Annotated in this window: 19 protein-coding genes, 1 tRNA gene and 1 rRNA gene; 12 read left to right on the top strand and 9 right to left on the bottom strand. The window is 48.4% G+C overall.

The features are described 5' to 3' along the window. The first annotated feature begins 10 nt into the window (after positions 1-10). Positions 11-673, top strand: coding sequence for a hypothetical protein (locus IY568_RS19835; protein ID WP_194868488.1), 663 nt, complete (start codon positions 11-13; stop codon positions 671-673). On the opposite strand, the gene xseA is transcribed toward IY568_RS19835, so the two are convergent. Beyond that, complete coding sequence (gene xseA, locus IY568_RS19830) at positions 670-2034, bottom strand: exodeoxyribonuclease VII large subunit (protein ID WP_194868487.1); 1365 nt, start codon at positions 2032-2034, stop codon at positions 670-672. The two genes, IY568_RS19835 and xseA, sit on opposite strands and share 4 nt — an antisense overlap. Before the next feature lie 131 nt (positions 2035-2165). Here xseA and guaB point away from each other — a divergent pair, with 131 nt between their 5' ends. From guaB to rimI, 6 genes are all read left to right on the top strand, one after another. Next, complete coding sequence (guaB, locus tag IY568_RS19825) at positions 2166-3635, top strand: IMP dehydrogenase (protein WP_010383433.1); 1470 nt, start codon at positions 2166-2168, stop codon at positions 3633-3635. Positions 3636-3819: 184 nt separating this feature from the next. Then, a complete protein-coding gene (locus tag IY568_RS25170; RefSeq protein ID WP_267252373.1) occupies positions 3820-4239 on the top strand; it encodes a glutamine amidotransferase-related protein in 420 nt (139 codons plus the stop codon). After that, positions 4179-5393, top strand: a complete 1215-nt coding sequence (gene guaA, locus IY568_RS19820) for a glutamine-hydrolyzing GMP synthase (protein WP_267252371.1) — start codon at positions 4179-4181, stop codon at positions 5391-5393. Before IY568_RS25170 ends, guaA begins: the two co-directional genes overlap by 61 nt. Before the next feature lie 148 nt (positions 5394-5541). Continuing rightward, a tRNA-Trp gene (locus IY568_RS19815) sits at positions 5542-5618 on the top strand. Positions 5619-5725: 107 nt separating this feature from the next. After that, positions 5726-6037 carry a hypothetical protein gene (locus IY568_RS19810; protein ID WP_194868486.1) on the top strand — a complete coding sequence of 104 codons (312 nt, stop codon included), beginning with the start codon at positions 5726-5728 and terminating at the stop codon, positions 6035-6037. Beyond that, positions 6034-6507 carry a ribosomal protein S18-alanine N-acetyltransferase gene (gene rimI, locus IY568_RS19805; RefSeq protein ID WP_125559203.1) on the top strand — a complete coding sequence of 158 codons (474 nt, stop codon included), beginning with the start codon at positions 6034-6036 and terminating at the stop codon, positions 6505-6507. Before IY568_RS19810 ends, rimI begins: the two co-directional genes overlap by 4 nt. A gap of 39 nt (positions 6508-6546) precedes the next feature. Here rimI and IY568_RS19800 read toward each other — a convergent pair whose 3' ends face one another. Then, positions 6547-9210, bottom strand: coding sequence for an ATP-binding protein (locus IY568_RS19800; protein WP_194868485.1), 2664 nt, complete (start codon positions 9208-9210; stop codon positions 6547-6549). Between the two features lie 189 nt (positions 9211-9399). Next, positions 9400-9972, bottom strand: coding sequence for an elongation factor P-like protein YeiP (gene yeiP, locus IY568_RS19795; RefSeq protein ID WP_125559149.1), 573 nt, complete (start codon positions 9970-9972; stop codon positions 9400-9402). 148 nt (positions 9973-10120) lie between these two features. On the opposite strand from yeiP, the gene IY568_RS19790 reads away from it, so the two are divergent. After that, the gene (locus IY568_RS19790; RefSeq protein ID WP_194868484.1) at positions 10121-10720 is read left to right on the top strand and encodes a DUF6151 family protein; all 600 of its coding nucleotides are present in this window, start codon (positions 10121-10123) and stop codon (positions 10718-10720) included. Here IY568_RS19790 and IY568_RS19785 read toward each other — a convergent pair. The 5 genes from IY568_RS19785 to recQ form a co-directional block, all read right to left on the bottom strand. Continuing rightward, a complete protein-coding gene (locus IY568_RS19785; protein WP_194868483.1) occupies positions 10717-12054 on the bottom strand; it encodes a tetratricopeptide repeat protein in 1338 nt (445 codons plus the stop codon). The genes IY568_RS19790 and IY568_RS19785 overlap by 4 nt on opposite strands. A 79-nt stretch (positions 12055-12133) precedes the next feature. Next, positions 12134-12700 (bottom strand): mechanosensitive ion channel domain-containing protein, encoded by a 567-nt coding sequence (locus IY568_RS19780; protein WP_125559155.1) that lies wholly within the window; start codon positions 12698-12700, stop codon positions 12134-12136. A 57-nt stretch (positions 12701-12757) separates the two neighbouring features. Continuing rightward, the gene (locus IY568_RS19775) at positions 12758-14527 is read right to left on the bottom strand and encodes a hypothetical protein (RefSeq protein WP_228553470.1); all 1770 of its coding nucleotides are present in this window, start codon (positions 14525-14527) and stop codon (positions 12758-12760) included. Between the two features lie 74 nt (positions 14528-14601). Next, positions 14602-14904: a DUF3630 family protein gene (locus IY568_RS19770; protein WP_125559157.1), complete on the bottom strand. Its 303-nt coding sequence runs from the start codon at positions 14902-14904 to the stop codon at positions 14602-14604. A gap of 24 nt (positions 14905-14928) precedes the next feature. Then, positions 14929-16743 (bottom strand): DNA helicase RecQ, encoded by a 1815-nt coding sequence (gene recQ / locus IY568_RS19765; protein ID WP_138538496.1) that lies wholly within the window; start codon positions 16741-16743, stop codon positions 14929-14931. A 149-nt stretch (positions 16744-16892) separates the two neighbouring features. On the opposite strand from recQ, the gene rarD reads away from it, so the two are divergent. Beyond that, positions 16893-17798 (top strand): EamA family transporter RarD, encoded by a 906-nt coding sequence (gene rarD, locus IY568_RS19760; protein WP_125559161.1) that lies wholly within the window; start codon positions 16893-16895, stop codon positions 17796-17798. Positions 17799-17840: 42 nt separating this feature from the next. Here rarD and IY568_RS19755 read toward each other — a convergent pair whose 3' ends face one another. Continuing rightward, positions 17841-18218 carry a DUF413 domain-containing protein gene (locus IY568_RS19755; RefSeq protein ID WP_058796367.1) on the bottom strand — a complete coding sequence of 126 codons (378 nt, stop codon included), beginning with the start codon at positions 18216-18218 and terminating at the stop codon, positions 17841-17843. Between the two features lie 86 nt (positions 18219-18304). Here IY568_RS19755 and IY568_RS19750 point away from each other — a divergent pair, with 86 nt between their 5' ends. The 3 genes from IY568_RS19750 to IY568_RS19740 all read left to right on the top strand — a co-directional run. Next, positions 18305-19153: a LysR family transcriptional regulator gene (locus IY568_RS19750; protein ID WP_125559165.1), complete on the top strand. Its 849-nt coding sequence runs from the start codon at positions 18305-18307 to the stop codon at positions 19151-19153. 142 nt (positions 19154-19295) lie between these two features. Next, a complete protein-coding gene (locus IY568_RS19745; RefSeq protein WP_125559167.1) occupies positions 19296-20225 on the top strand; it encodes a porin in 930 nt (309 codons plus the stop codon). Positions 20226-20833: 608 nt separating this feature from the next. Then, positions 20834-20905 (top strand): 16S ribosomal RNA (locus tag IY568_RS19740); the annotation flags it as partial.

Here is a 20905-nt window from a genome sequence, read left to right as displayed (position 1 = left end):
GGCGTGGCAGATGGACAACCTGGGCCAAAAAATGTGCTGGATGCTACTCGGTGCAGCGATTGCTGCACCACTGACCTGGTGGGCTGCAACCCCTATCTCTGCTTCACTGACAGAATACGCAGAGCCCGACTCATCCCGGGCTCAACAGATATCCTCCTCTTTGCCTGATACGCTGTCTTCTAGAGAACTCCCCGACACTGCCCAAGAAAAGGCTGAACTCACCGCATTGAAGCAACAGGTTCAGCAGTTACAAGGGGAGCTGGCACAGGTTAAGGCACACGTCGACTCGGCGTCTGAGTCATCGACACAGCATCAGCAAGCCGCGTCGTCTGGCAACATCAATCGTCAACTGGCGGATATTTTTCGCACGGAATTACGTGACCCGGTGTGGGCCGATGAGCTTGAGTTACAGCTCGGTGATTTTCTCTATACCAGTGACTTAAGTACGTACTTCGCATACGCCAGCTATGGTTGTAAGCGCCATGTGTGTCAATTGAGTTTTGTACCGCGCAGCCAGGACGTAGATGCCATGCAATGGCAGCGCCTTAACGACAGCCTCTTTAACAGTCCGTGGATAACACACTTTAAGGTCAGTTCGGCGCAGCAAACGGCGCAAGGGATGCAAGTGCATTTGAGCACAAAGAGCATCCGTCAATTGAACACAGAGTATTAATCGTTTTCTTTGTTGTCATTGTGGGGATGAAGCTTTAGCACTTGTGTTTGTACGCGACCATCATGCAACTCCGTCATCAGCACGTCACCAACGGCCACATCCTGGGTTGACTTGACGACTTGCTCACCTGATTTGGTAATGCTGTAACCACGTGACAATACAGCCAATGGGCTGACGCTGTCGAGTCTGGCTGCCAGCAAAGCGAGTTGCTGCTGATGTTGCTGTTGCGATGTTTGCATCGCACGTGTGAGCTTGTCTTTCAATCCATCAAGGTGTTGGCTGGCATAACGCAGCTTTTGTTGTGGGTGGAATTGTTGTAAGCGGTGTTGTGCCAGTGAAACCCGGCTTTGAGCACGGTGCTGCTGGTGGCTAATTGCTCGGTGCAGACGACCACTCAATTCATCTACTTTTTGTGCCTGTTGCATCAGCTGAGTTTGCGGGTGTTGTAGCAACAGGCGCTGATGTGTATTGTGCAATTGCTGCGCTTGCTGAGCCAGGTAACGCTGCATCGCACCTTCAAGGCGCTGTTTTTGTTGACGTACTTGAGCCAGAATTTCTGCCCCATCAGGGCTGACCAGTTCTGCGGCAGCGGAAGGGGTGGGGGCACGCAGATCGGCCACATAATCACTGATGGTGGTGTCGATTTCATGACCGACGGCACTGATCACCGGCAGCTCGCTGGTAAATACTGCTCTGGCAACCGTTTCTTCATTAAAGCACCAGAGATCTTCGAGCGAACCACCACCACGGCCGACGATCAATACATCCACTTCATTGCGGCGATTGGCGAGGGCGATTTGTGCGGCAATTTGCAGGTGGGCCTCCTGACCCTGCACTTGAGTCGGATAGAGCACCACTTCCAGCTGAGGGGCACGACGTTTCAGAACTGACAAAATGTCTCTGACTGCGGCCCCGGTTGGAGAGGTCACAACGCCCACCCGGTTTATGCGTGCAGGCAATGGTTGCTTATGCTGGCTGCTGAACAAGCCTTCACCCGCCAGGCGTAGTTTGAGGGCATCGAACTGTTGCTTTAACAAGCCTTCGCCTGCAGGTGCCATGTGTTCAACGATGAGCTGATAGTCACCGCGGGGTTCATACACGGAGACGCGAGCCTGAACCAATACCTGCTCACCGTTTTGTGGTCGGTAGCGGCAGTAGCGGTTGTTGCCGCGCCACATGGCGGCTTTTACCTGCGCTTTGTCATCTTTTAAAGAGAAATACCAGTGCCCGGATGCTGGCGCAACAAAGTTAGAGATCTCGCCAGTCAGCTGTAAAGAAGCGAACCCCTGCTCCAGCAAACTGCGGATCTCACGATTCAGGCGTGAGACCGAATAAACTTTTTCTTGTTGTGGCAATGACATACTCAGCTCCATAAAAAATTCACGCACACTCTAACATATTTTTGCTAAATTTTATTTACTCGCATAAGGAACGCTGATAAAATGCGCACGCAATTCCTTATACTCAGTTTCACTTGAGAGATGCCGCACACATGCTAAGAATTGCAAAAGAAGCCCTTACCTTTGACGACGTACTTTTAGTACCAGCTCATTCGACTGTTCTACCACACACTGCGAACTTAAAAACACGCCTGACTCGTGGTATTGAACTTAATTTGCCATTAGTTTCTGCCTCTATGGACACAGTAACTGAAGCACGCCTTGCAATTGCTCTTGCACAGGAAGGTGGTATCGGATTCATCCATAAGAACATGACCATTGAAGAACAAGCGCGCAATGTACGTAAAGTAAAAGCGTACGAAGCGGGGATTGTTTCTTTCCCTGTGACTGTGACCGCAGACAAAACCATTGCTGATACACTGGCACTGGCTGAAGAAAACGGTTTTTCAGGTTTCCCTGTGGTAGGTGAGAACAACCTGCTGGAAGGCATTATCACCAGCCGTGACATGCGTTTTGAGACCAAATTAGATCAACCTGTTTCATCTGTGATGACACAAAAAGCGGATCTGGTAACGGTAAAAGAAGGCGCCTCACGTGAAGAGATCCTGGGCCTGATGCACGAGCACCGCATCGAAAAAATCTTAGTCGTTGATGATGCTTTCAAACTGAAAGGCATGATCACGGTTAAGGATTACCAAAAAGCGCAAGAAAAGCCAAATGCCTGTAAAGACGAGCAAGGCCGCCTTCGCGTAGGTGCTGCTGTGGGCGTAGGCGCAGGTACCGACGAGCGTATTGAAGCTTTGGTTGCTGCGGGTGTGGATGTACTACTTATCGATACTTCACATGGCCATTCTCAGGGGGTTATCGATCGTGTTAAGGCAACCCGTGAAGCGTATCCGGATCTGCAAATTGTAGCGGGTAACGTAGCAACAGCTGACGGCGCAATCGCATTGGCTGACGCTGGTGTAGATGCCGTTAAAGTGGGCATTGGTCCAGGTTCAATCTGTACTACACGTATTGTAACTGGGTGTGGTGTTCCTCAAATCACAGCAATTTCAGATGCTGTTGATGGTCTGAAAGGGCGTGACATTCCGGTTATCGCTGATGGTGGTATTCGCTTCTCAGGTGACATTGTTAAAGCACTGGTTGCTGGTGCATCGTGTGTCATGGTGGGATCAATGCTGGCCGGTACTGAAGAAGCACCGGGTGAAGTTGAACTGTATCAGGGCCGTTACTACAAGTCATACCGTGGTATGGGGTCACTGGGCGCGATGAACCAAAAAGAAGGCTCATCAGACCGTTACTTCCAGAAGAGCAACTCAGCTGAAAAACTGGTGCCAGAAGGCATTGAAGGCCGTGTGGCTTACAAAGGCCCAATCGCCACCATTATTCATCAGCAAGTGGGCGGGATCCGCAGTGCCATGGGCCTGACAGGATGTGCCACTATTTTGGAACTGAACACTAAACCGCAGTTTGTCCGCGTGACTTCGGCGGGTATGGGTGAGTCGCACGTCCACGACGTACAGATCACCAAAGAGGCTCCAAACTACCGCATGGGCTAATCCCGGCGGACTAAAAGTGGGCTGGCGGTTGCCGGCCCTTCTTAATTTTAGTGTCTACCTTTATCTGGCGGATACAAATAATCAAATACAATGCGTTGGGCAGGCAAACTTGCCCGGCCATTTAGGTAAAGTATTTTTCTTATGCTTTACTAGTTTTATCGCTTCCTAACAAACGAGATTATCAATGAGCAAAGACATCCATGATTCCCGTATTTTGATCTTAGATTTTGGTTCTCAATACACTCAATTGATCGCCCGCCGCATCCGTGAGATCGGCGTTTACTGTGAGCTATGGGCCTGGGATGTAACCGAGGAGCAGATCCGCGAATTTAATCCGCAGGGGATTATTCTGTCAGGTGGTCCGGAGTCAACGACTTTAGAAGGTAGCCCACGCGCTCCAGAATATGTGTTCAACGCAGGTGTGCCTGTGCTTGGGATCTGTTACGGCATGCAAACTATGGCGTCACAGCTGGGTGGTAAAGTACACAGCTCAGATAAGAAAGAGTTTGGTTACGCGAAGTTGAAAAAGTCGGTAACTGTGCCTTGTTCGAAGCGATTGAAGACCACATCGAAGACGGTATTGGTAAACTGGACGTATGGATGAGCCATGGTGACAAAGTCATCGAGATCCCTGAGCAGTTCATTACTTCTGCAAAAACAGATACATGCCCGCACGCTGCTATGTCTTGGGAAGAAAAGCGTTTCTACGGTGTGCAGTTCCACCCGGAAGTAACACACACGCAACAGGGTCTGCGCCTGCTTGAGCGTTTTGCGACGGATATCTGTGGCTGTGAAAAGCTCTGGACGCCGAGCCAGATTATTGAAGACGCGGTTGCTCGTATTAAAGAGCAAGTGGGTGACGATGAAGTGATCCTGGGTCTGTCTGGTGGTGTTGATTCATCTGTGGTGGCGATGCTGATCAACCGTGCGATTGGCGATAAGCTGACGTGTGTATTCGTTGACAATGGTCTGCTTCGTTTGAATGAAGGCCAGCAGGTCATGGACATGTTCGGTGATAAATTTGGTCTGAACATCGTTAAGGTGGATGCTGAAGATCGTTTCCTGGATGCACTGAAAGGCATTGATGACCCGGAAGCTAAGCGCAAAGCGATTGGTCACACCTTCATTGAAGTATTTGATGAAGAAGCGGGCAAACGTGTTAACGCAAAATGGCTGGCACAGGGCACCATCTACCCGGACGTGATCGAATCTGCGGCATCAGCCACGGGTAAAGCACATGTGATTAAGTCTCACCACAATGTAGGTGGCTTGCCGGAAGACATGGAGCTGGGTCTGGTGGAGCCGCTACGTGAGCTGTTTAAAGATGAAGTACGTAAGATTGGCCTGGAGCTAGGCTTACCGTATGACATGCTATATCGCCACCCGTTCCCGGGTCCAGGTCTGGGTGTACGTGTACTGGGTGAGATCAAGAAAGAGTACTGCGACCTGCTACGTCGTGCTGATGCTATCTTCATTGAAGAGTTGCATAAAGCTGACCTGTACCACAAAGTATCTCAGGCTTTCACTGTGTTCCTTCCGGTGCGCTCAGTGGGCGTAATGGGTGATGCGCGTAAGTACGACTGGGTTGTCTCACTGCGTTGTGTAGAAACCATCGACTTTATGACAGCGCGTTGGTCACACCTGCCGTATGAGTTCCTGGGCCAGGTGTCAAACCGTATCATCAACGAGATCGATGGTATTTCTCGCGTAGTATATGACATCTCAGGTAAACCACCTGCGACGATTGAGTGGGAATAAGCATCAGTTATATCAGCTGAATTAGGTTAATAAAAGGGCGGATCGGGTAACCATCTGCCCTTTTTGCTGATAAAAACAGCAAACAATCAGAAAGTTGATTTTTTTTCTTTACCTTTTCAATTAGCTCATTATAATGCGTCGACATTGCAGGGGCGTAGTTCCAATTGGTAGAACAGCGGTCTCCAAAACCGATGGTTGCGGGTTCGAGTCCTGCCGCCCCTGCCACTTCCTTCTTTATTTCTTAGTAATTCCCTTATTTAACACAATTCAGATTGCAGTCGTTGCACGCATATTCTAGAATCCTCAGCATTTAATTTTTCCGGTGTTTTTGCATGCATGCAACTCAGGCTCAGTTACTTGGTGTTATGCCACTTCAACTCAAATCTGCTTTTGATCCTAACCCACAGCCTGGTGCGCCTGTGTCTCAGCCAGCGGAACAAGCTGATGTTGCCGTGACGCTAAGTGCGCAGTTGCAACAGGATATCTGTGCAGCGGCCAATGCCAGCGAACTCACTGTCGTTGCAGGCGATGCCATCAGCTGGACGTGTCACGCACAGCAGGCTCACTTGGTTATACCGGAGATGCAGCTGAGTGCGACGCAAAAGCGGGCATTGTGGCAGCAGATCTGGAGTGGGCAATCATGACCATTTCTATCAGGCCTGATCATCTCGCTGCCCTGCCATTGCAACAGGTTATGGATATTGAGCAGGCCTGTCATACACACCCTTGGACCAGCAAGACCATGCAGTCGTGTTTGAACGGTCGTTACTTCAATGCCGCCTTGTATCAGGGTGAGCAACTGGTTGGCTTTTATGTGGGTGAGCGGGCTGGTCCGGACTTCACCTTGATGGACATCTGTATCACGCCTGCTTGTCAGGGGCAGGGCCTCGCCAGTCAGTTGTTGGCACATTTCATGGCACGCTGTGAGCAAGACCGCGCCGAGAATATCTTTTTGGAAGTGCGCGTCGGCAATGAAGCAGCCATTGGCCTATATCACAAGGCTGGTTTTACCGAGATGGGCGTGCGTAAAAACTACTATCCTAGCGCGGATGGTAAAGAGGATGCGTTGTTGATGGGGAAAGTGCTGTTTGATCCTGAGCTCATGGGCCACTGAGTTCATTAACCCTATGGGTGCAAAACTGACTCGTCAGAGTCAGGCGTGTTCCTGTTCCAACGTATACCTGATAGCCTGTGTAAGCGTCAGCATGGCATATTCCCACTTGGTTGGGTTGTCTTCGCGCAGGCTGGTTTCCAAATCGCCGGCGGCACTGTGGATGTTGGTAAAGCCAAAGCACCCGGCGCTGCCTTTGAGACTGTGCGCCAAGGCTCTGAGTGATTCCCATTCCTGATCCCCAAATAGCTGTTCCAGTTGAATGAGTTGGTCGGGCAGTTTTTCGACGTAGTTGCGACTGATCTGTAAGTACTTTTCACTTTTTAAAAGTGAATTCCACTGGGAGTTTTTATCCTCTTCCAGCTGTAAGTAGTTAAGCAGGACAGCACCGAGCTTTTCACGGTCAATGGGTTTGGCGAGTGTTGCATCACACCCGGCTGCCAGGTAGGTATCAATGTCATGTTTCATAACATTGGCTGTCAGTGCAATGATAGGGCCATCATACGCGGCATGGCGTAGCATTTCAGTGGCTTCCAGACCGCCCATGACTGGCATCTGCATGTCCATCAGGATCAAATCGTAATCGTTAACCAGTGCCATCTCCACGGCTTGTGCGCCATTGCTGGCAATATCTGGTTTAAGCCCCCAGGCACCGAGGAGTAAGGTCAGCAGCTCCTGGTTATCCGGGTTATCCTCGGCAAGCAGAATTTCGGCTTCCAGCTGAGTCTGGTCCAGTTGTTGGGCTGATACCACATGATCGTGTGCCAGCTGGTCTTCTTCCTCAATCCAGGCAAAATCTTGCGTCGGGTGATTGGCCGCAACGCTAATAATAAAGCAACTGCCGACCCCCTGAGCACTTTCTACACTGACATCTCCGCCTAACAGCTGCGCCAGATTTTTTGAGATACACAACCCCAGGCCTGTGCCACCGAATCGTCGGGTGGTGGTGGAATCAGCTTGCTCAAAGGGTTTAAATACACGGGACATCTCGCCTTGTGACATCCCGATGCCACTGTCTTTGACTTCAAATTCAAATCGGGCTGTGTCTGAACGATAACGGGCACTGATCTGGATACTGCCTGTTTCAGTAAACTTAACCGCATTCGTTGCGATGTTAAGCAGGATCTGTTTGAGGCGGGTTTCATCACTGAAGAGCTGCTGAGGCAGGGGTAAGGCATAGTGTACGGTGAATTCCAGCTGCTTTTGCTCTGCCATAGGAGCAATAATAGACTCCACATCCTTCAGTAAATGAAGCAATTCAATGGGGTCTTGTTCAACAGCTAATTTCTCGGCCTCAATCTTAGACAAGTCCAGAATGTTATTGATTAATTCCAGTAAATGCCTGGAATTGCGCAAAATGGTATCCAGGTGTAGCGCTGAGTTAGTGGCATTTGGATAATGGAGTATCTGTTCGGTAAAGCCCATAATGGCAGTCAGCGGTGTGCGGATCTCGTGACTCATATTGGCCAGGAAACGGCTTTTTAGCTGGCTGGCCTGTTCGGCTTCGGCAATCGCGACCTCTAACTGTCGGTTCATTTCTTCCAGTGCCCGGGTACGGTTTTCTACTTTTTCTTCCAGGTGCAGTTTGTAGTCTTCCAGCTCCCCCTGGAAATCGCGGATCTGTTTGATCATATGGTTAAAGTCATCAAACAAAATGCCAACTTCGTCATCGTCATGGGCGGGTAGCGCAACCGATAAATCGCCATCCCCGACGCGATGGCTGGCTTCCCCGAGCAGCTCAATGGGAGTCAGGAGCAAGTTTCTCACCACAATAAAGATCAAAATGGGAAGTGTAATGACCGACAGGATAACAATCAGGGCGGTGGTCAGGCTGATCGCTTTGCCTGACTGATATAAAATTGTTTTAGGAATGGTTGAGATATAATAGTAACCGCCACTGAGCTGCGCGCTATAGGTCATGCGTCTTAGGTTATCAATGGATGGTAGCACCAGAGAGTCCAGTTTACCTTTATCTGCCAGACCATTGATCTGTGCCATTTCCTCGGCGCTCAGAAAGCTTTGATTAAAATGACTGTCGGAGCTAAATAAGACTTCGCCTGAAGCTGACACCAACAGGTTCAGTGTATTGTCATAGGGGGCTTCCAGAATACTACTGCTGATGATTGACGGCGCGACCTGAACAATAATGTAGCCTTCGCGTTGAGGCCGGTTTAGATTGAAATCTACCCCGTAAATCTGCTGCACAAAATACAGTTGTGTACCGCCATTATGCGATGCTTGCATAAATTGTTGCTGACGTAAGTTACTTTGCCGGACCTGGGCAAAAAAGGGATAGGACTGAGGTGCCCGATTCAGGTTACTGGCATAAAAGGCATGACTCTGGCCGTGCTCATTGACCAGATTGATGCTAATTATATCGGGATAGGCTTCGCTGTAACTGGCGAACACATCCATGAGTGCACCCAGACGTTGTGTTTTTTCCTGAGCTTCTTTTTCTGGCAGGCTTAAAAAATCACTGAGCACCGGAGAGGTCGACAACAATTTAGTGGTGGATTGATAGATTTCCATGTAGTTGAACATTTTTTGTTGTTGTTGTTCAACAAAGCGACTGACAATGAGTTTTGCCTGCTTTTGGGTAGAGCTGGTGACGTTGGTCAGCGTAAAGCCGCCGAGCAGTAGCAGCGGCAATATCACCAAAGGAGTGATATACCATAATAGCCTGATACTCAGCTTACTTGTTTTCATCCGTGTATAATTCCATCTATCAACTTGGTGCTGATGCACCCCAGTATGACCACAAACGTGTCCGATTAAGAGTGTTATTGTGGGTTATATTACCGATTTTTGCGCAAAACGGCTATGGTATCTCATAAATTGGTTGAACTTTGAACACGCTAATAGAGTGCCCACCTGGGTATGGCGGGCACCGCAGACTTAACTGTCTGCGCGGCTCATAAACTTTGATTCTGCAGTGTTGATTTTAATTTTATCACCGCTGGAAATATGCTCAGGTACCTGAACTACTAAGCCTGTTGTTAATGTGGCTGGCTTAGTACGGGCACTGGCCGATGCGCCTTTGATAGAGGGGGCGGTTTCTTCGATTACCAGCTCAACGCTTGAAGGCAGATCTAATGATACCGGGGTGCCTTCTACAACAACGATCAGCAGGCCTTTGGTTTCTTCATTGATGAACAGGACCTGTTCAGCAATCGAGTCTTTGTGGATGTGATAAGGAGTATAGTCCTCGTCATCCATGAATACATATTCGTCACCATCAATGTAAGAAAGCATTGCCGGGCGACGCGTTAAATCGGCCAGTTGTAGCATTTCTTCGGCTTTAAAGGTTTCATCGACTTTACCGCCATTGACGACATCGTACATACGCATACGGTATAAACTGCCGCCAGCACGACCTTGCGGTACAGAGCGCTCAATATCTCGGACGATCATTACGCGACCATTATAATCAATCGCGGCGTGTTTCTTTATTTCACTGGCTTTAGGCATAAAAGGCTTCCTGTTAGTCTAAACTGAGCGAGAAGTTAGCATGAAGTCGGGATCTCGCCAAGTGCTGTGTTCCCAATCGGTTTATTCTACAATACAGGCCCGACAGGTGAAGCTGGCTTGAACAGGGAAACTAGATGAGGAGAGAAAGGTGAGAGCAGGTATGATGGTTGAAGGGTTTAAACTGGGTTGCCACTGTGGTCAGGTTACCGGGCGCATCGCTGCGCACCCGCATTGGCAAGGGAATCGTCTGACCTGCTATTGTCAGGATTGTCGCGCGTATCTGCATCACCTGGCACAGACCGACTCTCTCAACGACTTTGGCGGAACGGATATTTATCAGGTGCCACCGGCGCACGTCAGTATTTTAACAGGACATGATCAGCTGGCCTGCTTACAGCTGACCAGGGGAGGCGTCTATCGTTGGTACACCCAATGCTGTCATACCCCGGTTGGCAACTGTTTTAGCCCCTTCTGGCCCATGGTGGGGATCATACATAGCTTTGTGCGCGAGCCGCTCGAGACTTTAGTGGGTCCGACTTCGGGGAGTGTCTATTGCCGTGGCGCGCTGGGCCGTTTACCAGATGAACTCAAAGGCGCACGCTCACAAAAGGTGATGGTGCTGCGTTTGATCACTAAGTTGCTGGCCTGGAAGCTGTGTGGCAAAAACTCACCCTCGGTATTTTTTGTCAATGGCGCACCGCTGGCACCGCCACAGCAGCTTTATTCGTGTTCTGCAGATAAAGGCTAAAGCGAGTAGAGACTCGACATCGCCTGGTAACTTAATCCAAAGTGCTGATTAAACCAGTTATTGACGTAATCATGTTGTGGCGCCAGTTTGGCACAGCGCAGTACATATTCGCCATCGGCTGAACCGAGTTGATCTTCGCAGTAGGTTTGCAGCCACACGCGATCCAGGTCTGCGACAAACTGAGTGTGTAGCTCCGTGAGCTGTTTGTTTAAATGCGTGCTAACATCCAGAAATTGCGCTTGTTGTGGTTCCAGATCCAAATCGGGGAAGTCCGCATAATGGCTTTGCGTGTGATGCACCTGGCTATCGTCCACTTTATGCTCAATTTGTTGCCTACCCAGACGACCCAGATACATCATATCCAGACTATAATGCTCCGTGAATTCAGTGACAGGGTACTGGTAGGTTTTTGCTACTTCAACATCAATAAAAGAACCTGGCTCACTCGGGTTGGGCTGTGCTTGTTCCAGCGTGTAGTGCTTCTGTCTGTTCACCAGCTTGGTATTGCGGCTGTGTTTGAAAGTGGCATGGACGTTAAGCGTGAAGGTCCCCTCACCTTGCGGGTGGTACCATAGACTGTCCCTAAAAGCGTCATTTAGCTGAGATAAGACAGTCTGAAGGCGTTGTTTTTGTGTGCTCGTGTCGTGCAGTTGCACAGTGAGTTTTGGCACGATGCGGATCTCGGAATATAAAGCCCGGGCAGTCACTCGTTGTGTGGGGCGGCTGGCGATACTCCAGGCTTGACAATATTTGCGATAAAAGCGCTGTAAGAACAGACGATCTTTGCTCTGCGATGTACTGAGTTTTTCACACTGACGCTTGGCATTGATCTTTAATTGCTCCTGATACTGAGCAAAGGCGTTGCCCAGTCTGGCATTGGCAATTAAAAAGGCATAACGCATTTCGAAGTATCGAAATGGATCCGGGAAGGCTGAGCGGGACAGTGACAAAGCCTCTTGCTTGAGCCAGCTGGTGGCATATCGCAGCTCTTCATTTTGGGTTTCTGCCATGGGCCCGATAGGCTCTATGTGCCAGCTTACCTGGTTACGTAGTAAGGCTTCTAGCTTGAGTGCCGCGCCGGTATGATTGCCAGACAGGCGTAACATGCGCACGTCAATGAGTCCACGGTCGATGATTTTATTGCGCGCCAGAGTAAGCCGCTGACGTGCCTCTACATCCTGAGGATCCTCGGCGAGGGCTTGTTCGTAGAACTCGGCAGATTGATCATACATGCCGGCCTCATACAATTTATCTCCTTTTTCAACCAGGCTTTTACAGCCTGACAGTAGCAGCATGCCCGCAATCATAACGGCACACAATTTGGGTGTTTTCATCGGTCCTTCCTTGTTCACTTTAAGATATCTTCGTATATCATGTGTCATGTCACTTTTGTATGACACTCGACAGGTTTGGTTATTTTTTAGGGCCTAGTACCCTTCGCTCAGTGATGTTTTTCGGTTTGGCCGGCGCTTCGGTTAATACCCAGACCGGACGAGTAACGAACAGGTTGTTGGGGTAGACCACTTTATGCCCATCGACATGACGTAACACCACATTCATCAGCCCCATTTCGACAATACAGCCTTCGATGGCGTTGGCACCATCTATAACCCTGACCCAGTTGCCAAGGCGAAAGTCATTTTGCACAAACATGATTAAAAAAGCAGTCAGGTTGCTGAGCAAAGACCAGGCGGCAAACAAGGCAACACCGAGCATGGCAAATAAGGAGGAGCCCAGCACTAATAAACCACGCAACTCGATCCCCCAGAACACCAGCAACAGGCATAACAACACCGTTCCAACCAGCCCTTTGAGCAGTAACTCAGCTCTTTGTTGTCTGTGCAGGTCGATTTTACCCCGGGTGATACGATGGAGTATTTTGATAGCCAGTTTGAGCAACAAAGGAAACAGGAAAACGAACAGCAGTGTGACAATCAGTTTGTACTCAGTGAGCAGGAATGACGTAATTGCTTCAGGCACGTGGCAGACCTATTTAAATATCAATAAAGCGCGATGATATCAGGGAAATTTAGCTGTTTAAAAGCGGTTTTTAACGGTAAACAACCACTGTACTGAGTCGATGTTGTCCGGGCCATCAAGGGGCGCCGCGACGTCCAGATGCAGCACCAGTCCCGAGTTGGCCCGACTGGGAGCAAGCCGCAGTCCAACACCGATGTTTTTTAGAAACTGGCCCTGAATTTGATGTGTTAACGCGTGCTGTTGTAGGTCCGTTAACGTGTTCGGCTCGTCGAGGCTGCCTGGCAATGGCGGTGGTATCGGGCGGCCATCAACGCGGCCAATATCAAAGTAGGCAGCACCACCTACTTTAAACAGGTGCAGCAAATCATATTCCCAGTAATAACGCTTCTCAAGGTTAAGCAGGATGCGCCGATTGCCTTGCAGGTAATTGCTGGGATACCCCCGCAAACCAGTTTCTCCGCCAAGCGTGATCTGCTTATCGGCACTGAGGTGTTTACCATACTGAATTTCAAGCTGGGCATACCAGGACTGACGTATGCTAGTGTTAAGGTAATACTGCACTCGTGAGCTGATCAGCAGGTTTTCAGCCTGATCCTGACGTTTGTTCCAGTAACCATGTAAATTTAAGGCGAAGCGGAGCAAGCTATCTGCAGAGGTGAAATGAGCTTTATTGGCATTGAAGGCCATCACCCAACGGCTGTCATCATCACTGAGCCCACTGTCTGAATAGCCAAGCTGGGCATTGATATTCCAGCCTAAATTTAAATCCTCAGTGCGATAGATTGAGTCAAAGTTACGGACTTTAATATAGGCATCTTCGAACCACTGTGCCTGAATATAGGGGTAGCGTAGTGTCCGGTTTTCAGCAATGGGTAAAGTGGTACCGCGTAGGCGAGCAAATTCTTGCTTTTCATCCTGATATCCAAGTAACAGCCGACGCGTCCAGTCGTTGTCGAGTGCAAAGGCGCGGCCAATGTAGAAGTTGGATATCTCACTGAGCTGTTGATACTCCGAGATTTCTTCACCCAGATTGTAGAATGACTCAACCCGACGGTTACTTAAGTTACTGATACCGTAACTATAAGGCGTGGAGATTGAAAAAAATGGGTATTCAACGCCGACATAATGCACTTTTCCATCATCGTTGTCTGCGTATTCAAGGCGTCCCCGGTAACGGCTCGACAAAATTTGGGGATCATCGTAAACAAATAAATAGCCACTGCGATCCGGGTCGGAAATATGTGTCAGTGACAGGCGTTTACCGTAGCCCAGCAAGTTGGACTCACGAAAGCCGAGACGACTTGAATTATCGCCGCCACTGCGGCTGAAACTGATATCGGGTAGCAAGGTCCAGAGGTCACGTGTAATGACTGTAACAGCCACTTCACCCTCACAGGTTTGTTCGGCAAAGATCCTGGCATCATAGATATAGGGCTGCTGGCGTAAAAGTCGTTCTGACTCCCGAAGCAGTTTGGGGTCATATTTGCCCCCTTGGCTAAACAGCAATAAATTGCGGATCACCTCAGGTTTCGTTTTGACGTGCGCCCGATTTGCAAAACGAAACACGGCGTTATCTTCCTCCGGCAAAGAGGTGTCAAAGACATTCAGTTGTTTGAGCTCAATGCTAACCACAGAGGCATTGAGTAAAGCTGGTAAGGTGTCGGTGCTATCTAACTGGCGGTGGAGGTTATCATCCTCAGGCGTAGTAGGGCGGTTGTTACTGCAATGCGCAGAAGCACTTGATGACGTACTGGCAGCAACTTGCACTGACGTGGTTACCACTGATGTGAGTACTGCTAGTATTGACGTGCGAACAACCCAACCCATAGAACAGCCTGTCGTTAATTAACGTACTTTTAATTATGGCCTATGTTAGCCATAGCTGCTCAACTAAGTCTATATTATTGTTGTAAATTTAACCGTAATAATGTTACTAGGTTCGGCAAATGTTCAGTAGCACCAAGGCCTTCCGGCGCGATCCAGATACTCTCACTATAGTGCTCAAAATTGAGGTTGTATGGGTGCCCTGCATAATTGAAGCGCCACTGGTGGCGGTCAGCACCCTGATGAAATTCCAGCAAGGCAAGGCCATCCAGGTGCAAGAAAATGTGTCCCCAAAGCTCAAACTCATCTGCATCAGGCAGCGAGCTGGGGATGACAAGAATGTGGTTTTGATCTGGTAAATGATCGATACGCGTTGTCACTGTGACTCCACTTAAACGGTTAGGTTAATCTGTGTCGAGGTAATTGCGGATCAGCTGCATAAAAGGTGCGCCGTATTTGCTGAGCTTGGTGAAGCCAACCCCAGAGACTTTCAAGAATTCGCTATCATTGGTCGGCGTTAGTTGTGCCATTTCCGCCAGGGTTTTATCACTGAATACCACATAAGGTGGTACGTCATCCTGATCGGCGAGCTCTTTGCGCAGGCTACGCAATTTAGCAAAGAGCTTTTTATCATAATTGAACTGCGCCAGTTTATCCTGATAAACATGCTTCGCTTCAAGCCGTGGCTGGGCCAGTTGTAGGGCATATTCTCCTCGCAGTACTGAGCGAGCCCCTTCGGTCAGGCGCAATGCGGCACCCTGGGTAATGTCTTGGGCAACCAGGCCATGATGTATGAGTTGTCGCAGAATACTCAGCCAGTACTCGTTGCTGTGCTCTTTGCCAATGCCATAGGTGCTCAGGGTGTGGTGTTGGTTGTCCCGGATCCGTGCGGTATTGGCGCCGCGTAACACGTCCACAATATAGCCAAGCCCAAAGCGCTGCTCTGCCCGATAGATACAGGACAAGGCTTGTTGGGCAACCAAAGTGCCGTCAAATCGTTTTGGCGGGTTCAGGCAGATGTCACAGTTGCCGCATGGTTCGCGTTGATATTCGCTGAAATAATTGAGCAGGATCTGGCGTCGGCAGGTTTGTGCCGAGGCAAAACTGGCCATTGAGCTAAATCGTTGCTCTTCGACTCTGCGCCTGTGCTCATCCTCAATGTCTTCAAAAAACCGTTTGACCCGACCAATGTCTGCGGGGTCGAAGTACATGATGGCTTCTGCTGCCAGGCCATCGCGGCCGGCACGGCCTGTTTCCTGGTAATACGCTTCGATACTCTTGGGAATGTCATAGTGCAGTACATACCGCACGTTCGACTTATTGATCCCCATGCCGAAAGCCACCGTTGCAACCACAATCTGAATGTCATCACGAGCAAAGGCATTTTGTACAAACTGGCGTTGCTCATTGCTCATCCCCGCATGGTAAGCAGCTGCATTAAAGCCGGCTTCAACCAGTTTTTCGGCGATGTCATCAACACGTTTACGGCTGGAGCAATAAACAATGCCGCTTTGCCCTTTTTGCGTGCGCAGATAGCGCATCAACTGAGATAATGGTTTGAACTTCTCTTCGATGGTGTAACGAATATTCGGTCTGTCGAAGCTGCCCGTATGAATAAAAGGCGCCTGTAAACCGAGTTGGGTGACAATGTCACTGCGGGTTGCCAAATCGGCTGTCGCGGTAAGCGCCATCATAGGGATTGAGGCAAAGCGATGCTTTAATTCATGCAGTCGACAGTAGTGCGGTCTGAAATCATGCCCCCAGTGTGATACGCAGTGCGCTTCATCGATGGCGAATAAGCCTAGTTGGAGGTGGCTCAGGCGCTCAATAAATTCGCTTTGCAGTATTTTTTCCGGCGCCACATACAAGAGTTTTATTTCACCCTGATGCAGGCGCTGGTAGATGGCTTGCTGCTGAGCCCGGTCGAGGCTGTTATTGATAAACTCTGCTGAGATACCCAGAGCTTGTAACTGTGCAACCTGGTCTTGCATCAAAGAGATCAGCGGAGAGACCACGACGCAGGTGCCTGGCAAAAGTAACGCGGGTACCTGATAGCATAAAGATTTGCCGCCACCGGTTGGTAGCAGTACTAAGCTGTCGCGCCCGTCCAGGCAGGCCTGAATGACGTCGAGTTGCCCGTCACGAAAGTCACTGTAGCCAAAAACTTCTTTCAGTACGCCGTGCGGTGTGTCGATTGAGTGAGTTGCAAGATTTTCCATCGAGCGCATTTTAGTGGGTTTTGCAGCAGAAGTCTTTTGTTTTTGATCACAGGAAAATCATACGGGCAGGTACAGATTACGGTATACTGCGCGCTTGGCATCTGTGGGAACAATCAGAAGACCAATTATGTTGTGCTTGGGAGAAATGAATGGGAACGAGTAGTGAAACGAAGCAGGGGTATATCTTTGCCGTTTTAGCATTTTTGATGTGGGGATTGGCTCCCATCTATTTTAAATCGCTGGATCAAGTGGATGCGCTTGAAATTCTTATCCATCGTGTGGTCTGGTCGGTACTCTTTATTGCCTTGATCATCGCCATAAAACTCAACTGGGACAAAGTAGTTGCCGTGCTGCGTCAGCCAAAACTCATGCTCATGTTGACGGTTACGGCCTTATTGCTGGGATTTAACTGGGGCTTATTCATCTGGTCAGTGAATAATGGGCATATGTTGGATGCAAGTTTGGGCTACTATATTAACCCTTTACTTAATGTGTTGTTGGGTATGTTGTTTTTACAAGAGCGCTTGCGGCCTCGCCAGCAGTTTGCGGTTGCGCTGGCCGTTGTCGGGGTGGTGCTGCAATTGGTCAGCTTTGGCTCGTTTCCGGTGATTGCCTTCTCTTTAGCCGGGTCATTTGCGATTTATGGGTTATTGCGTAAGACTATGGCGGTAGAGTCTTTGCCTGGCCTGTTGATTGAAGCCGTTATTCTGCTGCCCATTGCACTGGGTTACTGGTGGTGGTTAACACCCAGTGAAACCAGCAATATGATGGTGAATGACTGGGTCACTAATGTGTTATTGATTAGCGCAGGGGTTGTAACGACATTACCTTTACTGTGTTTCACCGCTGCCGCAAAACGTATTCCCTATTCGACTTTGGGTTTCTTTCAATATATTGGACCAAGTTTGATGTTCGTTCTGGCTGTGGTGTTCTATGGTGAAGTATTTAGTGCTGAGCGGGTGTTAACGTTCGCCTTTATCTGGTCTGCCCTGGCACTGTTCAGTTTTGATTCTTACCGTTCGGGTAAAGCGCAGCGCCGTCTCGCGGCTGCGTAATTATGTTGGGGGGACTGAACCTGTCAGTCCCCCTGTAATGTATTACATTTCGTCGTCTGCCTCCACGGCAACAGCTTCGACTTCTTCTTTATTTGTCTCTACCTTAGAGCGGCCAAACAAAGTATGAAACTTGGTTTTGCAGGTTGTGAGTTTCAGGTATTTCGTCCAGGTTTTTTCCATCACATTGCCTGGTGTTTGTCGTCCCTCCATGACGTCGACAAATTGTCGTTGAAATTCATTTTGTGGCTGGCTAGCTTTGGTGTATAAGCTCTTTAGTAGTGCACCATGGTTTTCCAGTACATCAGACTCCTGCAAAGTGAAGTGTCCGCTGCGAGAAAACCCTCGAGGAAAGTTAAGATCATCATAGAAATGTTTAGATGTAACAAAAGCTTCTTTCAAGGTCGCTAAATTTTGATTCATGGTGAAATCCTCAGCATTGTTTGGCAGGAGTATGGACCATAGAGAACAAATATTTAAACGAGTTTTTTTTATCGTAAGGGGGGTATGTGGACCTAGATCTATTAAAAACATTTGTCGAAGTTGTTAAGACGCGTCATTTTGGTCGCGCAGCGGAAAATTTATATATTACTCAATCTGCTGTCAGCTTTCGGATCCGCCAGTTAGAACAAAGCCTTGGCGTTAATTTGTTCATACGTCAGCGTAATAATATTCAACTGACTGCGCCGGGCGAACGTTTGTTACCTCATGCCAATATGATCCTCACCGGGATGCAGCGTGCCAAGGTTGATGTCGCACTTGCCAATAATATGCATAAACAAGTGTCACTGGCCGGCACGCCAAATATTTGGGACGCCTTTTTACAGTTTGGGATTAACCACATTGTGGCGGCGATGCCTGGAGTATCGCTGGTGGCTGAGGTCAAAGCGCAGCAGGAGAGTACTCGTTTATTATTGGAGCGAACGCTCGATATTGCGGTGCTATTTGACCCACCTAAAGTGGATGAACTGGTCGTTAAGCAAATTAAGCATCTGGCTATCATCCCGGTCAGTACAATGGTGCAAACCACCAGTGAAGACTTTTTTGATAAGCAATATGTTTACGTAGACTGGGGAACGGCTTTTTCATTGTGGCATGCGAAACAGTTTAACGGCAGTACACCGCCTTATTTCAGAACCAGTACGGGTCGTATCGCACTGGATTTGATCATGCAGTGTGGTGGCTCAGCATTTATACCCCGTGCACTGGCCGTTGAGCCGATAGAGAAGAAGCAGCTATTTCATATAGAATCAGTGGAGCAAAATGCACGGGAAATCTATGTTGCTTATCACAAGGATAATGAACAGATAGAACAAATTGAGACAATTGCCAGTCTTTTGGCGTCTTTACCTGATTAGGTTACAGATTGTTGAATTATTTATGATGATTGACTGACAGTTAAATGTCACTTTTATTTTAAGTGTAATATTTCTGTCACGTATCGCTGGCAGACTGCGCCTGTCTAAAAAATTACGTGTTGCGATACTTGAGGAAATACACATGAAATTATCCAAATCAGCATTGTTTGTTTCTATTTTCGGTGCTTTGTCTGCGAGCGCTTACGCTGATGTTGATGTATATGGTAAAGCGAATTTGTCTGTGCAAAGTTCAGATGAAGGTGAAGGTTCATTCACAGAAGTGAAGAGCAATGCATCACGCTTTGGTTTCAAGGGGTCAGAAAAGCTGGACTCTGGTCTGGAAGTTATCTACAAATTGGAGTTTCAGGTTGATGTATCTGATGCGGACTCTAAAGGCGATGATGACAACATTACAGCGCGTAACCAGTATGTGGGCCTGAAAGGCGGTTTCGGTGAAGTTGTTATTGGTCGCAATGACACGGCATTCAAACAGTCACAAGGCAAGCTGGACCTGTTCAACGACCTTGAGGCAGATATTAAGAATCTGTTTAAAGGTGAAAACCGTCTGGGCGACTCTATTTCTTATAAGTCGGCCAGCTTCAATGGCTTCAAAGTGCTAGGTACCTTTATTGCAGAAGATAGCACTGAGGGTGAAAACGGTTTCTCAGCAGCCCTGACTTATGGTGATGCTAAACTGAAAAAGACTAACTTCTACGCTGCAGTTGCAACAGATAGTGAAGTAAAAGGCTACGACGCAGTACGTTTTTCAGTACAAGGTAAAGTAGCAGATTTCAAACTGGGCGCAATGTATCAGATGCAAGAGAAAGTTGATGGGTCTGATGAAGCTGACGGTTACATGGTAAACGCGGCATATGGTTTCGGTGCGAATACCCTAAAGCTACAATATCAGGTTATCGACTTTGATAAAGGCGATAAAGTAGATGGTATCTCTGTTGGTATTGACCACAAGCTAAGCAAAGCAGCAAAACTTTACGCATTCTACTCAAGTGTTGACGAAGACAATGGTGTAGAAGAAGATTACCTGGGTGCCGGTATCGAATATAAGTTCTAAGCATATCGCATCTAATAGAACATACAAAAAAGGCCAGTCAGAATACTCTGACTGGCCTTTTTGCGTAATGTGTACCTGAAAGTGAGCTGATTTTGTGTGTTTAATGTCAAAAAATGCGCATTTAGTGTAATTAATGTCCGAACGCGCTGTTTTTCTCACTTTTCTTCAAAAAAGGGGTTGCGCTGAGTTTCGATTTCCCTATAATGCGCATCCACCGACACGGGGCACAACGCTGAAAAGCAACGAGCCAACGAGTTGGGAGTCAAATAAAACTTGATTCTGAAACTTTTCAAAATTAAGTGTTGACATAAAATGGGAAGTGATTAGAATGCACAACCCTCAGCGCTAACAGCGCGGCGGCATTAAGTCGCACCGTTCTTTAAAAATATGAAGCAATCATCTGTGTGGGTACTCGTACAGGTTGAGTTCTAACAGCGGATTTCAGTTTACTGAATGACGCACAAAAATTTAGAGTCTCAATTGAACTGAGTGACCAACAGAAACAAGTTTACTTGTTTCAGCACAGTCAATTCGATATCTCATCTTTTATAGATGGGAAATCAAAATCAGAATTCAATGAGCACGAAACTTCGGTTTCAAAAAACTTTTAATTGAAGAGTTTGATCATGGCTCAGATTGAACGCTGGCGGCAGGCCTAACACATGCAAGTCGAGCGGTAA

The organism is Pseudoalteromonas sp. PPB1, assembly GCF_015356275.1.
Taxonomy (GTDB): Bacteria; Pseudomonadota; Gammaproteobacteria; order Enterobacterales; family Alteromonadaceae; genus Pseudoalteromonas; species Pseudoalteromonas rubra_D.
The sequence above is the reverse complement of the archived record's forward strand: the minus strand, read 5'-3'. Positions and strand labels throughout refer to the sequence as shown.

Coding starts and splice junctions, on each gene's coding strand:
- IY568_RS19835 (WP_194868488.1), top strand. CDS start 11: ATGGACAACCTGGGCCAAAAAATGTGCTGGATGCTACTCGGTGCAGCG.
- xseA (WP_194868487.1), bottom strand. CDS start 2,034: ATGTCATTGCCACAACAAGAAAAAGTTTATTCGGTCTCACGCCTGAAT.
- guaB (WP_010383433.1), top strand. CDS start 2,166: ATGCTAAGAATTGCAAAAGAAGCCCTTACCTTTGACGACGTACTTTTA.
- IY568_RS25170 (WP_267252373.1), top strand. CDS start 3,820: ATGAGCAAAGACATCCATGATTCCCGTATTTTGATCTTAGATTTTGGT.
- IY568_RS19810 (WP_194868486.1), top strand. CDS start 5,726: ATGCATGCAACTCAGGCTCAGTTACTTGGTGTTATGCCACTTCAACTC.
- rimI (WP_125559203.1), top strand. CDS start 6,034: ATGACCATTTCTATCAGGCCTGATCATCTCGCTGCCCTGCCATTGCAA.
- IY568_RS19800 (WP_194868485.1), bottom strand. CDS start 9,210: ATGAAAACAAGTAAGCTGAGTATCAGGCTATTATGGTATATCACTCCT.
- yeiP (WP_125559149.1), bottom strand. CDS start 9,972: ATGCCTAAAGCCAGTGAAATAAAGAAACACGCCGCGATTGATTATAAT.
- IY568_RS19785 (WP_194868483.1), bottom strand. CDS start 12,054: ATGAAAACACCCAAATTGTGTGCCGTTATGATTGCGGGCATGCTGCTA.
- IY568_RS19775 (WP_228553470.1), bottom strand. CDS start 14,527: ATGGGTTGGGTTGTTCGCACGTCAATACTAGCAGTACTCACATCAGTG.
- recQ (WP_138538496.1), bottom strand. CDS start 16,743: ATGGAAAATCTTGCAACTCACTCAATCGACACACCGCACGGCGTACTG.
- rarD (WP_125559161.1), top strand. CDS start 16,893: ATGGGAACGAGTAGTGAAACGAAGCAGGGGTATATCTTTGCCGTTTTA.
- IY568_RS19755 (WP_058796367.1), bottom strand. CDS start 18,218: ATGAATCAAAATTTAGCGACCTTGAAAGAAGCTTTTGTTACATCTAAA.
- IY568_RS19745 (WP_125559167.1), top strand. CDS start 19,296: ATGAAATTATCCAAATCAGCATTGTTTGTTTCTATTTTCGGTGCTTTG.